At 71.1% G+C, this 12,800-nt stretch carries 14 protein-coding genes; 8 read left to right on the top strand and 6 right to left on the bottom strand.

The genetic code is table 11. From position 1 onward, the window contains the following. Positions 1-485 (top strand): hypothetical protein (locus QZT59_RS10380; RefSeq protein ID WP_290815453.1); only part of this gene is annotated, 485 nt, incomplete at its 5' end. 122 nt (positions 486-607) lie between these two features. Here QZT59_RS10380 and QZT59_RS10375 read toward each other — a convergent pair. From QZT59_RS10375 to QZT59_RS10365, 3 genes are all read right to left on the bottom strand, one after another. Beyond that, positions 608-1,063, bottom strand: coding sequence for a DUF5615 family PIN-like protein (locus QZT59_RS10375; protein WP_290815450.1), 456 nt, complete (start codon positions 1,061-1,063; stop codon positions 608-610). A 74-nt stretch (positions 1,064-1,137) separates the two neighbouring features. Then, positions 1,138-2,928, bottom strand: a complete 1,791-nt coding sequence (locus QZT59_RS10370) for a PHP domain-containing protein (protein WP_290815447.1) — start codon at positions 2,926-2,928, stop codon at positions 1,138-1,140. 67 nt (positions 2,929-2,995) lie between these two features. Beyond that, positions 2,996-3,436, bottom strand: a complete 441-nt coding sequence (locus QZT59_RS10365) for a DUF5788 family protein (protein ID WP_290815445.1) — start codon at positions 3,434-3,436, stop codon at positions 2,996-2,998. 108 nt (positions 3,437-3,544) lie between these two features. On the opposite strand from QZT59_RS10365, the gene QZT59_RS10360 reads away from it, so the two are divergent. The 4 genes from QZT59_RS10360 (at position 3,545) to QZT59_RS10345 (ending at position 7,874) form a co-directional block, all read left to right on the top strand. Beyond that, complete coding sequence (locus QZT59_RS10360; RefSeq protein WP_290815441.1) at positions 3,545-4,459, top strand: rhomboid family intramembrane serine protease; 915 nt, start codon at positions 3,545-3,547, stop codon at positions 4,457-4,459. A gap of 103 nt (positions 4,460-4,562) precedes the next feature. Continuing rightward, positions 4,563-5,354, top strand: coding sequence for an endonuclease V (locus QZT59_RS10355; protein ID WP_290815438.1), 792 nt, complete (start codon positions 4,563-4,565; stop codon positions 5,352-5,354). A gap of 199 nt (positions 5,355-5,553) precedes the next feature. Beyond that, entirely contained in the window at positions 5,554-6,474 is a 921-nt protein-coding gene (locus QZT59_RS10350; RefSeq protein WP_290815435.1) for an SDR family oxidoreductase, read from the top strand. A gap of 32 nt (positions 6,475-6,506) precedes the next feature. Further along, positions 6,507-7,874 (top strand): glycerate kinase, encoded by a 1,368-nt coding sequence (locus QZT59_RS10345; protein ID WP_290815432.1) that lies wholly within the window; start codon positions 6,507-6,509, stop codon positions 7,872-7,874. A gap of 70 nt (positions 7,875-7,944) precedes the next feature. Here QZT59_RS10345 and QZT59_RS10340 read toward each other — a convergent pair whose 3' ends face one another. Together QZT59_RS10340 and QZT59_RS10335 are read right to left on the bottom strand one after the other, a co-directional pair. Continuing rightward, positions 7,945-8,676: a glycerophosphoryl diester phosphodiesterase membrane domain-containing protein gene (locus QZT59_RS10340; RefSeq protein WP_290815429.1), complete on the bottom strand. Its 732-nt coding sequence runs from the start codon at positions 8,674-8,676 to the stop codon at positions 7,945-7,947. A gap of 145 nt (positions 8,677-8,821) precedes the next feature. Further along, on the bottom strand, positions 8,822-10,111 hold the full coding sequence (locus QZT59_RS10335; RefSeq protein ID WP_290815426.1) for an ArsA family ATPase: 1,290 nt from the start codon (positions 10,109-10,111) through the stop codon (positions 8,822-8,824). Between the two features lie 213 nt (positions 10,112-10,324). On the opposite strand from QZT59_RS10335, the gene QZT59_RS10330 reads away from it, so the two are divergent. Then, on the top strand, positions 10,325-10,570 hold the full coding sequence (locus tag QZT59_RS10330; protein ID WP_290815424.1) for a hypothetical protein: 246 nt from the start codon (positions 10,325-10,327) through the stop codon (positions 10,568-10,570). Positions 10,571-10,634: 64 nt separating this feature from the next. Here QZT59_RS10330 and QZT59_RS10325 read toward each other — a convergent pair whose 3' ends face one another. Further along, entirely contained in the window at positions 10,635-11,735 is a 1,101-nt protein-coding gene (locus tag QZT59_RS10325; RefSeq protein WP_290815421.1) for a pyridoxal phosphate-dependent aminotransferase, read from the bottom strand. Between the two features lie 108 nt (positions 11,736-11,843). On the opposite strand from QZT59_RS10325, the gene QZT59_RS10320 reads away from it, so the two are divergent. Together QZT59_RS10320 and QZT59_RS10315 are read left to right on the top strand one after the other, a co-directional pair. Beyond that, entirely contained in the window at positions 11,844-12,209 is a 366-nt protein-coding gene (locus QZT59_RS10320) for a nuclear transport factor 2 family protein (protein ID WP_290815418.1), read from the top strand. Positions 12,210-12,213: 4 nt separating this feature from the next. Then, positions 12,214-12,732, top strand: coding sequence for a CinA family protein (locus QZT59_RS10315; protein WP_290815416.1), 519 nt, complete (start codon positions 12,214-12,216; stop codon positions 12,730-12,732). Positions 12,733-12,800: the final 68 nt, after the last annotated feature.

Raw genomic sequence — 12,800 nt, 5'->3', positions numbered from 1 at the left:
TGGCGGGCTGTATGGGCGGCGACGATGACGACGGCGACGACGGCGAGCCGGAGGAACGAACCGGCGCCGGCGGCGACGACGGAGACGACGATAACGGCGACGACGACGGGTACGACGACGGTGACGACATCCACGACCTCGTGGATCTGGACGAGCTTGAGAAGTACACCGACCGTGTCGGCATCCGCGACGTGAAGAAAGACGGTGGAAAACTCGTCGTCACGCTCGAGTTGAAAGACCACAAGAAGCGCGAGGCCGTCGAAGACGTCGGCAAGGGGCTCCAGAAGTCCGTCAAGGACATCGAGCACGTGATGAGCAAGATCGACTGGCTCGTGATCAAGCTCTACGACGGCGACAAGCAGGCGATGAAGTTCCGGATCAACGTTGGCTTCCTCGAGAAGCTCGTCAAAGAGGAGCTCGACCCGAAGGACCTCGCGGACCGGATGGACGACCACGACGAAGACGACAGCGACGACAGCGACTGACGGATAGCGCCCCCCAACTCGATCGGTTTCCCGTCACCGCTGGTCGACCGGCCCGGTAGCTGTGCAGCTCTCGCGCCGACGGTCCCAGCAGGGGTTCGCGGATCGACGGACCCAGCAGCCTGCTACTCGCGCGCGCGGATCGACGCGAGCGTTCGGCGTACCCGGTCCCAGTGGCTACCGCGCCAGAAGTGCTGGCCGCAGTCGCGACAGCGCCGGACGGATTCGTCGGCCGGATCCGGAGCGTACGCGGGCGTCGACGCCGCCTCGTCCACCGACTCCAGTCGGCCGTTGCAGCGGCCGCAGAACCGCGGCTCGTCGGCGAGGCGCAGTTCGATCCCCGCGTCGACGAGCGCCGCGAGTTGGGACTCCAGGTCCCGCGACTCGAGCAGAATCGCGTCCGTCGCGCGATCGGCGAGTTCGACGTCCCGCGTGACGACCGTGCGGTTTTCGTCCGCTGCAACGTCGAGCAGCACGTCGTCCGCTTCGAGTCCGCGGTCGCCGGCGTACGCGGCGTCGTGGCCGCACATCCGCAGGTAGGGGACAAGGCGGCCGCACATGACGTCGACGAGCAGGCGCATGGATTTCGACGAGCGAGGTTTCGGTTTTCGCGACTCGGTCCCCGGATTCGATCGAACGGGAGTCGGTTCCGTCGTCAGTGCAGGAACGCCCGCACGTCCTCGAAGGCCCACGCGTTGAGCACGTCCCCCGGCTCGGCCCAGCCACGTCGGGCGGTGTGGACGCCCCAGCGGACGAACTCGAGGGTCGCCGGGCGGTGTGCGTCGGTGTTGATGGCGATCGTCGCGCCCTCGTCGATCGCCGCCTGGACGGCGCTACCCCAGAGGTCGAGCCGGCGCGGATTGCCGTTGACTTCCAGGGCGGTATCGCTCGCCGCGGCGGCCTCGCCGAGGGCGGCGGCGTCGATCGCCAGCCCCTCGCGCTCGTTCAGGAGGCGCCCGCTCGGGTGACCGGCGATATCGACCGCCGGGTTCTCGATCGCGCGGATCAGACGCTCCGTTGCCTCCTCGGGCCCTTGGGAGAGGGCGCTGTGGGGCGAGGCGACGATCAGGTCGAGCGCCTCGATCGCCTCATCGGAGAGGCCGATCTCGCCGTCGGCGTCGATGTTGGCCTCGATCCCGGCCAGGACCTCGATATCGGCGGCGGCGTCAACCTCCCGGATCGCCTCCACCTGCTCCAGGATCTCGGTGTCCGACAGGCCCATATCTGCGACCACACCCGGCCCTTCTGCGTGATCGGCGATGCAGTAGTAGTCGTAGCCGCGGTCTTCGGCCGCCGCGACCATCTCGTCGATCGTGTTGTTGCCGTCGGACCACTCGGTGTGGGTGTGGAGGTCGCCCCGGATATCCTCGATCGCCACGAGGTCGGGGAGCTCGTCCGCCTCGGCGGCCGCGATCTCGCCGCGGTCCTCGCGCAGCTCCGGCGGGATCCAGGAGAGTCCGAGCGCCTCGTACATCCCCTCCTCGGTCTCGCCGGCGACGCGCTCGCCCGCGCGCTGGCCGCCGGCGACGTGGTCGGTCCCCGACGCCGCCTCGTCGGCGTCCGCCTCGGTCTCGAGATCGCCGAGGTCGAAGGCGCCGTACTCGTTGAGCTTCATCCCGCGCTCGATCGCGTAGTTTCGCAACCGGACGTTGTGGTCCCGGCTCCCGGTGAAGTACTGCAGCGCGGAGCCGAACTCCTCGGGGACGACGACCCGGAGGTCGACGCGCACCTCGCCGACGCGGACGCTCGCCTTCGCCGGACCCGACTCGATCTCGTCGTCGACGGAGCTCCACGAGCGGAGGGCGTCGACGACCGCCTCCGCGTCCTCGGTCGCGGCGAGCACGTCCACGTCGCCGATCGTCTCGCGCCACCGGCGGATCGAGCCCGCCACCTCCACGCGGTCGACGGCGTCGACGCTCCCGAGGTAGGCGAGCACGTCGTCCGCGAGCGGGCGGGCCTCGCCCAGCAGCTGGCGCTGGCCCACCGTCCGCGCGAACTCGACGTTGTCGAGGATGTTCTCCTCGGTCTTGGGCCCGAATCCCTTCACCTCCCGGATTTCGCCGGCCTCCGCGGCCGCCTCGAGCTCGTCGAGCGTCGAGACGCCGAGCTCGCGGTAGAGCGTCCCGACGGTCTTCGGGCCGACGCCCTCGACGCGGGTGAGGTCGGCCATGTCGACCGGCAGCTCCTCGCGAAGCGCCTCGAGCTCTTCGATCTCGCCGGTCTCGACGTACTCGACGATCTTCGACCCGATGGCGTCGCCGACGCCCTCGATCTCCTCGATCGCGGCCTCGTTACCCGCCCGCACCTGGTCCGCGATGGGGATCGGGTGCGCTCGGACGTTCTCGGCCGCCCGGCGGTAGGCGCGGGGCTTGTACTCGACGTCGTCGGCCTCCAGAAGGTCCGCGAACTCCTCGAAGCGGGCGGCGAGCTCGGCGTTGGTCGTCATCGGCCCACCTCCGTCGCGCGCCCCGGGCGGCCGGGATCTCGCCGCACCGGCGGGCGAGAGCGACGCGTCATCGACCACCCCGCGTCGCGGCGCCGTCGTCCCGGCCGAGCGCCTGCTTGAGGAACGACATCCACCGCTTCTTGTCCGCCAGCTCCCGGGCCCGCTGTTCGCGCTCGAGGTCCGTCGGGCCGAGGCTCTCGAGGGCGTTGAGCGCCCGGTCGATGCCGACGACGCTGCGGGCGAGTTCCTCGCCCTCCTCGAAGGTGAGTTCTCCCTCCTCGATCCGCTGGACCCGCTGGAGGCGCTCGCGCCGGAGGTTCTTCTTCGCCCGCTCGACGCGCTCGCGCTCGCCGGACGGAACCGTCTCCCGGCGCTTGATCTCGAAGACGAACTCGCGGAGGTCGATCTCCTCGCCCTGGACCTCGATCCGGTCCGGGATGTCCGCGCCGACGGTGGCCCCCTCGCGGTCGACGCGTTCGAGCAACTGGGTTCGCTCGTACGGTTTCACACTCGACACTCCGGGTTCGTGATGCAAAAAACGATCGTCGACCGCGGACGAGCGGCCGGACGCGAAAAACCCCAAACCCCATAGCGATCCACCCCATACCCCTGCGCAATGGCGACGTGCGACGTGTGTGGGAAGGCGGTAAGCATGCCGTACAACTGTCGGCACTGCGGGGGCACCCACTGCTCGGAGCACCGGCTCCCCGAGAACCACGGCTGCTCCGGGCTCCACAGCTGGAACGATCCGAGCGGCGTGTTCGACAGCGGCTTCGACGACACCGCCGACGCGAGCGGTTCGAAGCGCGAGAGTCTGCTGGCGAAGCTCCCCATCGACACGGGCCCGGGCGGCCCGCTCGCGTACTTCCGGGGGAACGTGACGTACGCGGTCCTCGCGCTGATGTGGCTCACCCTCCTCCTCCAGTGGATCGCCCTCGCCGTCGGCGGCCAGGCCCTCCACAACCGGCTGTTCGTGCTGACCTCCTGGAACGTCGAGTACGTCTGGACGTGGGTGACCTCCATCTTCGCCCACGACCCCGGCGGCATCTTCCACATCGTGTTCAACAGCATCGTGATATTCTTCTTCGGCCCGATGGTCGAGCGGTACCTCGGCTCTCGGGACTTCGCCATCCTGTTCGTCGTCAGCGGCGTGCTCGCCGGCTTCGGCCAGATCGGCGTCGCGACCGCCGCCGGCGAGCCGTCGGCGGTCCTCGGCGCGAGCGGCGCCGCGCTCGCGATCATGGGCGTGCTCACGATCCTGAACCCGAACCTCAAAGTCTACTTCATGTTCTTCATCCCGATGCCGCTGTGGATACTCACGCTCGGCTTCGCCGGGATCAGCCTCCTGCTGGTCGGCGGCGGGGCGGCCGGCGCCGGCGGCATCGCCCACGCCGCCCACCTCGTCGGCCTGCTGATCGGATTTGCCGTCGGCGAGTACGTCAAGCGCACGCGGAGCATTCGGGCGCCGAACCAGCTCCAACTCGGCGGGCCGGGCGGTCCCGGCGGTCCCGGCGGTCGCGGCCCGTTCTGACCGGACGATCGCGCCCGATTTCGGAGCGGATCGCCGACCCGAAGGCGACCGCGGCCCGGTCGAAAGCGCCCCACTGATTTGCCTCGACCCCGAACCCCGATCGATGGCTTCACCCCGGCCCGATCTCGCGCCAGATTCCGCCCTCACGCGCGCTGAGATGGAGGAACTCCAGCGCGAGATCGCCGCGGCGGCCGTCTTCGAGGACGACCTGTCGATCGACCCGGCCCACCTGAGCGACCCGCTCGCCGAGACGGCGAGCGATCGGGCCGCGCCGATCGTCGCCGGAGTCGACCAGTCGTTTCTCCCGGAGGAAGAGCGCGCCGTCAGCGCCGTGGTGGCGATGCGCGCCGCCGGCGACGAGTGGGAGGTGATCGAGCGCGTCCACGCCGTGACGCCCCTCGAAATACCGTACATCCCCGGACTCCTGTCCTTTCGCGAGGGGGACGCGATCCTGGACGCCGTCGAGGAGCTGTCGGTCGAGCCGGACTTCTACCTCTTCGACGGCAGCGGTCGCATCCACTTCCGGCAGGCCGGGATCGCGACCCACGTGGGCGTGGTGCTGGATCGGCCGAGCGTCGGCGTGGCCAAGAGCCTGCTCTGCGGGCGGGCGGTCGACGAGACCGACGGACTCGCGGCGGGCGAGCGAGTGGCGATCGTGGCGAACGAGCGCGTCGACGCGCCCGAGGGGACGCTGCTGGGCTACGCCGTCCAGACGAAGCAGTACGACTCGCCGAACCGCCACGTCAACCCGCTGTACGTGAGTCCGGGCCACCGCGTCGGGCCCGACACCGCGGCGAACGCGGTCCTCGCGCTCTCGGCCGGCTACAAGCTCCCGGAACCCGTCCGGCTCGCCGACGCGTACGCCGACGAGGCGAAGACCGAGCACGTGGAGTGACGCCGGCGAGCGTCGGCTCGGCCGAGCGCCCGGATTGCTGGCAGCCGAGGTCGGCGCCGCCGAGCGTGCGGAGTGACGGCGGCGGGCGTCGGTTCGGCCGAGCACGTGGAGCGAGGCGTCGCGACCGGGTTCCGGGGATCGTCGTACGAGCCGCGAAGAATCGGCGGGACTTACGTATCGTCGCGTGAACGTGTCGGGTATGACGACCGCTGCGGACGCCGACGCCGCGGGCGAGGGCCCGACGGCGACGGGGTCGCGAGCCGACGAGCGTACGGGCGCCACGACCGACGACCGCTACACCCGCAAGCGGTGTGCCCTGATCACCGGCTGCTCGTCCGGGATCGGCCGCGCGACCGCCCGAGCGTTCCTCGCCGAGGACTGGCGCGTCGTGGCCACCGCCCGGAACCCCGACGACGTGGCCGAGCTCGCCGAGGCGGGCTGTGAGACGGTCGCGCTGGACGTCACGAAGCCGGCGGAGGTCACCGCCGTCGTCGAGGAGACGGTCGAGGCCGCCGGCGCGATCGACTGCGTCGTGAACAACGCCGGCTACGCCCAGATGGGGCCCCTGGAGGACGTCTCGACCGCCGAGTTGCACCGCCAGTTCGACGTCAACGTCTACGGGCCCCACCGGCTCACCCGGGCCGCGCTCCCGCACATGCGCGCCCAGGAGTCGGGCCGGATCGTCAACGTCTCCAGCGTCATCGGGCGCATCTCGTTCGCCGGCGCGGGCGCCTACGCCGGCTCGAAGCACGCCCTCGAGGCGATGAGCGACGCGCTGCGCGCCGAGGTCGAGGAGTTCGGGATCGACGTGGTGCTGGTCGAGCCCGGTCCCGTCGAGACCGAGTTCGTCGAGCGCGTCGACGAGGAGGTCCCCCCCGAGCGAACGCCCGCCTACGAGCCGCTCTACGAACTCTACGAGGAGGCCCAGCTGATCGGCGGCGGCGGCCCGCTGGCGCTCGAGCCCGAGGACGTCGCCGAGGCGATCGTCCACGCGGCGACCTGCTCGGAACCGCCGGCGCGCTACCCGGTCGGCGCCGTCGCCCAGTACGGCTCGTACGCCCGGTTCCTGCCCGATCGCCTGCGCGACGCCGCCTACGCCATCCTGCGCAAGCTCGTCTGACGACGCGCTCGCCCGGAGACTCGTCTTCCCGCATGTTCGCTCGCACGGATCGTCGCGCGACCACGCCCGTCCGCGAGCTCGCACTCGAGTGCCTGGAGACGGGGATCGAGGCCGCGAGGCCCGCACGGGTGATCGAGGAGTCCGTGGCGATCGACGGCGATCGCCTCCGGGTGCGCGACGCGGAATACGACCTCGAAGCGTTCGACCGGGTCGTCCTCGTCGGCGGCGGTAAAGCCGCAGGCGGGATGGCGGGGGCGCTCGCCGACGTCCTCGGCGATCGGCTCGCCGACGGCGTCCTCGTCGGGACCGGCGTCGACGGTGAACGGACCGTCGCGGACGGCGCCGTCACCGTCCGCCCGGGCGACCACCCGACCCCCGCGGGGCGGAACGTCGCGGCGACGCGGGACCTCCTCGACGTCGTCGATGCCGCCGACTCGGAGACGCTCGTCCTCGCCGCGATCACCGGCGGTGCGAGCGCGCTCCTGTCCGCGCCCGCGGACGACCTCACGGTCGAGAGCCTGGCCACGACGACCGACGCGCTCCTCGCGAGCGGCGCGTCGATCGACGAGCTCAACGCCGTTCGCAAGCACTGCTCGGCGATCAAGGGCGGGCGACTGGCCCGACGCGCCGCGCCCGCCACCGTCCTCGCGCTCGCGATCAGCGACGTCGTGGGCGACGACCCGGCGGTGATCGGGAGCGGGCCGACCGTCCCTGATACGACGACGTACGGGGACGCGCTCGACGTGCTGGCGCGCTACGAGATCGCCGACGAGGTCCCGACCGCCGTCCGCGAGCACCTTCGGACGGGCGCCGCCGGCGAGCGCGAGGAGACGCCGTCGTCCGACGATCCCGTCTTCGATCGCGCCAGCTGGCGCTGCCTGGCGAGCGGGCGGACGGCGATCGACGCGGCCCGCGAGGTCGCCGTCGAAGCGGGCTACGAGCCCGCGGTCCTGTCGAGTCGCGTCCGCGGCGAAGCGCGAGCGGCGGGACGGTTCCACGCGGCCGTCGCCGCGGAGGTGGCCGCCCGCGGTGAGCCCGTCGAGGCCCCTGCGGTCCTCCTCTCCGGGGGCGAGGTCACGGTGACGGTCCGCGGCGACGGTACCGGCGGGCCGAACCAGGAGCTGGCGCTCGCCGCCGCGATCGAACTGGCCGAAAGCGGTACCGAAGCGACGCTCGCGAGCGTCGACACCGACGGGATCGACGGGCCGACGGACGTCGCCGGCGCGATCGTCGACGCGGAGACGGTCGCCGACGATTCCGGCGCGGCACGCGAGGCGCTCGCGCACAACGACGCGGGGACGTTCCTCGACGAACGCGACGCGGCGCTCCGGACGGGATACACGGGGACGAACGTGAACGACCTGCGGGTGGTCGTGATCCCCGACGACGGGTCGTCGTAATTCCTGACGGTGAGTGATCGTAATTCCTGACGACGGGTCGTCGTGATCCCCGATGGCGGGTCGTCCCGGGCTACCAGTTCGCGTCGTCCCCAGTCCCCCACTCCTCGCGCCGGCGGTCGTCGGGTTCCTCGTGTCGCGTCGCGCCGGCGACATCGGAGGCGCCGTCGTCGCGGTTCTCCAGGTAGACGCGGGCGTAGGCCATCTCGACGATCGGCTGGAGCGCCGCGCTGATCACGGCCACGAGGAGGACGTACGCGAGGAGGAACGGGGCACCCGCGCCGGCGAACGGGACGGCGAAGATGGCGGCTACCAAGATGACGAAGAACGCGATGAGCGTGATGCCGAGGAGTTTCAGCAGGTTCCCCTTCGCCACCTCCCAGCTCGTCGATAGGCTCTCGACCGCACCCCGGTCGTCGATGACGCACGCGGGGAACGCGAGCGACAGCCGCAGGGCCAGGTAGATCCCGGGCAGGATCAACAGCAGCAGGCCGACCACCACCGAGATCGCGTAGACGACCAAGATGGCGACGAGCGACAGCATCCGGCCGAGGACCCGAACGGACGCGGCGCCCAGGTCCGGCTCCGCGCCCCGCAGTTCGTCTCGGGCGACGAGGTGGGCGATCCCCCCGAAGTAGAGCATCAACAGCGCGCCGACGATGGCGAACGGCCACGCCTCCTGTCCGACGGCGTCGACGACGCCGACGAGGAAGAACAACGCGACGAGGACCGGGTTCCGACGCAGCCAGTCGAACGCGTCCCCCATCGTTCCCACGGAGTCTTTCCGCGGAACGTGATCGGTCATACGCCGAACCCTGTCGCCGAACCGTAAAATAACTCCGTTCGATCGGTCGTCGATTCGCACGGGCGAGCCGACCGTCCGGTTCGAGTCTTCGAACGCCCGGCTCGAGCCCCCGACCGCCCGGTTCGGGCGGACCCTCGCGCCGACCTCACCGCCGGAGGCAGGCCGCCACGACCGAGAGCATCGCCTCGCCGCGGACCTCGTCGGCGAACAGCGGCACCCGGCGGACGTCGGTCCCGCGAAAGAGGTCCTGGGCCTCCGAAAGGGCGGTCTGCTGGACGCCCCACCGACGCTGACAGAACTCGCACTCCTCGAGGTCGGGGCTGAGGAAGTCGCCCTCGACGTCGTCGGTGACGTCGGCCAGCGGCTCCATCACCCGGTTGACGACGACCGTCCCCACGGGGATCCCCACCGACCGGAGCTGCTCGCGCAGCCGCGTCGACTCGAGGACGCTCATCTCTTCGGGGACCATCACGATCCGGAAGTCGGTTCGGTCGGGGTCCCGGAGGGCGTCCCGCAGACGCTCGATGCGGTCCGCGAGGTCGCGCAGGTCGTCGACGTCGAATCCGCCTCCCGGGACCTCCTCGCCCCCGCCGAACATTCCCTTGAGGCCGTCGATCATACTCCCGATGCGCTCGCGGAACGTCAGCATCCGGCCGACCATCGTGTCCATCACCTCGGGCAGTTCGAGCAGGCGCAGGGTGTGGCCGGTGGGCGCGGTGTCGACGACGACGCGGTCGAAGCGGTCGTCGTCGAGGTACTCGAGCAGCAGCTGGACCGCCGCCGCCTCGTCGGCCCCCGGCATCGCGCCGCCGAAGAGCGCCTCCATCGGGTTCTCGCCGCCCATCGCGTCGGCGAGGCCGCCGAGGGGCCCCTCGTCACCGAACGGCCCGCCGCCGGCGAACGGGTCCGCGCCGTCGTCGCCGGCCGCGCCTCCGGCGGGATCGGTTCCCGAGCCGTGACCGGCGGCGTTCGCCGACCCGGGGCCGGCCGCGTTCTCGGCGTCCGCGCCGAACGGCCCGTCTTCGGCGCCGAACGGCCCGTCGCCGCCGAAGGGAGTGTCGCCGGCGGCCATCGCCGCCTCCGGATCGATCTCGACGCCGTACAGCGGGACGTCCTCGCGGAGGCGCTCCGGGCGCGACGGGACGTCGATCTCGAACGCGTCCGACAGCGAGTGGGCGGGGTCGGTCGAGACGACGAGCGTCCGCACGCCGTCCCGGGCGCTGTCGAGGGCGGTCGCCGCCGCCATCGTCGTCTTGCCGACGCCGCCCTTCCCGCCGTAGAGGACGTACTCCGGACCCCCGATCGGCTCCGCCGACGGGTCGACCTCGACGTCGATCCGCTCGACGCCATCGTCGACCGACTCGGTCGGCGTGACCTCGATCTCGTTGCCGTCCGCGTCGTCCGCTTCGACCGGTTCGACGTCGAGTCCGCTCATGGCGGAGCGTTGCCGGCCGACTCACGTGTATTCGTCGGTCCGGAGAGGCGGCGGACGGGACCGCCGGACGTTCACACGGGACCCGAGGACCTAATATTCACATCGATTCCCTAGAGGCCATGGGATACACCTGAATGGTATGTGGGCAACGGTTATGTGCGAGAGTGTGCTCGGGACGACACGACGACGTCGACGGCGACGCAGACCCCATCTATGACCCCGACGCTCGAACCCCCAGTCCGACGCGAATCGCCCGCCCCGCACGAACCGTTCCCCTACGCCGACCGCGACGGCCGGTCGCTCCCGCGACCCGGCCCGTCCGGCGTCCTCCAGCCGAACGGCGACGGACCGACGGGAGCCCCCGGCGAGCTCTCCTGCCCGGCCTGCGGCGACCGGACGGTCAACGGTGCCGGGCTGTTCGCCTGCACGGCCTGCGAGTGGACCGGCCGGCTCGAGTGAGCGGGTTCCCGACGACTCGACCGAAGCGATCGGTGTTCTCCACCGAAGCGATTCGTCCCTCCGATCATTCGAAGTACGCCGCGAGCCTGTCGGCCGCCTCCTCGACGCGCGGCGTGACGAGCGCGAAGCGGAGCCACTCCTCGCGGGAGGCGCCGAACGCCTCGCCCGGCATGCCCGCGACGCCGGCCTCGTCGATCAGCCGTTCGACGTTCTCGAGCGTCCCGGGGTAGCCCTCGAACCGCGCCATCACGTAGAACGCGCCCTCGGGCCGGGTGTAGTCCGCGCCGGCAGCGTCGAGCGCGTTCGTGAAGGCGTCCACGCGGTCCCGGAGGAGCTCGCGGTTGGCCTCGTAGTAGTCGGGCCCCGTCTCCCGGAGCGCCCGGAGGACGGCGTACTGGGCCGGCCGACTGCCCGCGACGTTGACGAGCATGTGGCGGCTCTTCGCGTTCGCCACCAGGTCCGGCGGGAAGATCGCGTAGCCCACGCGAAAGCCGGTGATCGCGAGCGACTTCGAGAAGCCGCTCGTCACGATCCGGTGGGCCGAGTCGACCGCGAGCGCGCTCGCGAAGCGTCCGGAGAGGTCGTAGTGGTCGTACACCTCGTCCGAGACGAGGATCGCGTCGTTCTCCTCGGCGATCGCGACGAGTTCGCGCACGGTCTCCGCCGGGTAGACGGCGCCCGTGGGGTTGTTGGGAGAGTTGGCCACGATGGCCGCCGTCTCCTCGCTCGCCGCTTCGCGGACGTCCGCGGGGTCGAGGCGGCCGTCGGACGCGGCCGCGACGAACCGCTGCTCGCCGCCGAGGATCGTCGTCTTCCCCGGGTAGTACGGGTACACCGGATCCGTGAGCACGATCTCCGACCCCGCGTCGCGCTCCATCGCCCGGGCCATCGCCAGGTAGTTCGCCTCGCCCGTGCCGTTGGTGACGACCACCTGTTCGACGTCGACGCCGCGCCGGGCCGCGATCTCCTCGCGCAGTTCGACCAGTCCCTCGCTCGGCGGATACTGGAAGCGGTCCGCGTCGAAGTCGGCGTACTCGCGTAACCCCTCGCGCAGCGTCGCCGGCGGCTCCCAGTCCGGGTTCCCGCTGACCATGTCGATCACGTCTCGGTCGGCGTCCGCCGCGTACGCCATCACGCGAAAGAACAGCGGCGTCTCGTACTCCATGCGCGGGAACATGACGGGCGTGGCCGTGGTTCTTTCGTCACCGGAGAACGCGACGGCGGCCGGGTTCCGGGGCGAACGTTCAAGCGCGCCACCGACGTGGCCCGACGTATGCCCCAGTCAGACTTCGACCCGAGTGGGATCCTCGAAACCTACTACGATCGCGTCGACGCCGACGACGTCGACGGGCTGCTCTCGCTGTTCGCCGAGGACGTCACGTACGAACGCCCCGGTCGGGACGCCATCGAGGGGATCGACGCGCTCCGCGAGTTCTACGAGCGGGATCGCCCCCTGGAAGACGGTTCCCACGAGGTCGACCGCGTGCTCGTCGACGGCCGTCGGGCGGCCGTCCGCGGACGGTTCTCGGGACGGCTCGACGGCGACCCCGTCTCGTTCGGCTTCGCCGACCACCACGAGTTCGACGACGAGGGGCTGATCGCCAATCGGTGGACCTACACGGACCGGGACGCCGTCTAATACTATGAACGACGAGATCGATCGCGAGCTGCCGATGCGCGTGGCGGACGCGCTCCGGGACCGGGACGAAACGGTCGCCGTCGCCGAGTCGTGCACCGGCGGACTGATAGGGGCCGCGCTGACGGCGATCCCCGGCGCGACCGATTACTTCGAGGCGGGACTGACGACCTACGCGTACGACGCCAAACGCCGCCACCTCGGGGTCAGTCGGGAGGCGCTCGACGAGCACGGCGCGGTCTCCGAACCGGTCGCGGTCCGGATGGCCCAGGGGGTCCGCGACGTCTGCGACGTCACCTGGGGCGTCTCCGCCACCGGCGTGGCCGGGCCGACCGGCGGCACGGACGAGACGCCCGTCGGGACCGTCTACGTCGGCGTCGCCTACGCCGGCCCGTGGGGGAGCGAGTCCTCGTTCGCGAGCGCGGCGCGCTACGAGTTCGAGGGCGACCGGGCCGCAGTTCGCGCGGCGACCGTCGAGCGGGCGCTGGAGGACCTCGTCGCCGCCGTGGATCGAGTGAACGGCTGACGCGACCCTCGGCGAGCACACCAGCGACCGGCACTCGGCGAGCACACCAGCGACCGGCACTCGGCGAG

The sequence above is a fragment of the Halovivax sp. genome (genome assembly GCA_007119345.1).
Lineage (GTDB): Archaea > Halobacteriota > Halobacteria > Halobacteriales > Natrialbaceae > Halovivax.
The sequence above is the reverse complement of the archived record's forward strand: the minus strand, read 5'-3'. Positions and strand labels throughout refer to the sequence as shown.

What these genes read in the sequence shown, in the direction of transcription:
- QZT59_RS10325 (WP_290815421.1), bottom strand. Translation starts at nt 11,735, where the DNA reads ATGGAGTACGAGACGCCGCTGTTCTTTCGCGTGATGGCGTACGCGGCG.
- QZT59_RS10345 (WP_290815432.1), top strand. Translation starts at nt 6,507, where the DNA reads ATGTTCGCTCGCACGGATCGTCGCGCGACCACGCCCGTCCGCGAGCTC.
- QZT59_RS10350 (WP_290815435.1), top strand. Translation starts at nt 5,554, where the DNA reads ATGACGACCGCTGCGGACGCCGACGCCGCGGGCGAGGGCCCGACGGCG.
- QZT59_RS10355 (WP_290815438.1), top strand. Translation starts at nt 4,563, where the DNA reads ATGGCTTCACCCCGGCCCGATCTCGCGCCAGATTCCGCCCTCACGCGC.
- QZT59_RS10315 (WP_290815416.1), top strand. Translation starts at nt 12,214, where the DNA reads ATGAACGACGAGATCGATCGCGAGCTGCCGATGCGCGTGGCGGACGCG.
- QZT59_RS10320 (WP_290815418.1), top strand. Translation starts at nt 11,844, where the DNA reads ATGCCCCAGTCAGACTTCGACCCGAGTGGGATCCTCGAAACCTACTAC.
- QZT59_RS10375 (WP_290815450.1), bottom strand. Translation starts at nt 1,063, where the DNA reads ATGCGCCTGCTCGTCGACGTCATGTGCGGCCGCCTTGTCCCCTACCTG.
- QZT59_RS10340 (WP_290815429.1), bottom strand. Translation starts at nt 8,676, where the DNA reads ATGACCGATCACGTTCCGCGGAAAGACTCCGTGGGAACGATGGGGGAC.
- QZT59_RS10370 (WP_290815447.1), bottom strand. Translation starts at nt 2,928, where the DNA reads ATGACGACCAACGCCGAGCTCGCCGCCCGCTTCGAGGAGTTCGCGGAC.
- QZT59_RS10360 (WP_290815441.1), top strand. Translation starts at nt 3,545, where the DNA reads ATGGCGACGTGCGACGTGTGTGGGAAGGCGGTAAGCATGCCGTACAAC.
- QZT59_RS10330 (WP_290815424.1), top strand. Translation starts at nt 10,325, where the DNA reads ATGACCCCGACGCTCGAACCCCCAGTCCGACGCGAATCGCCCGCCCCG.
- QZT59_RS10335 (WP_290815426.1), bottom strand. Translation starts at nt 10,111, where the DNA reads ATGAGCGGACTCGACGTCGAACCGGTCGAAGCGGACGACGCGGACGGC.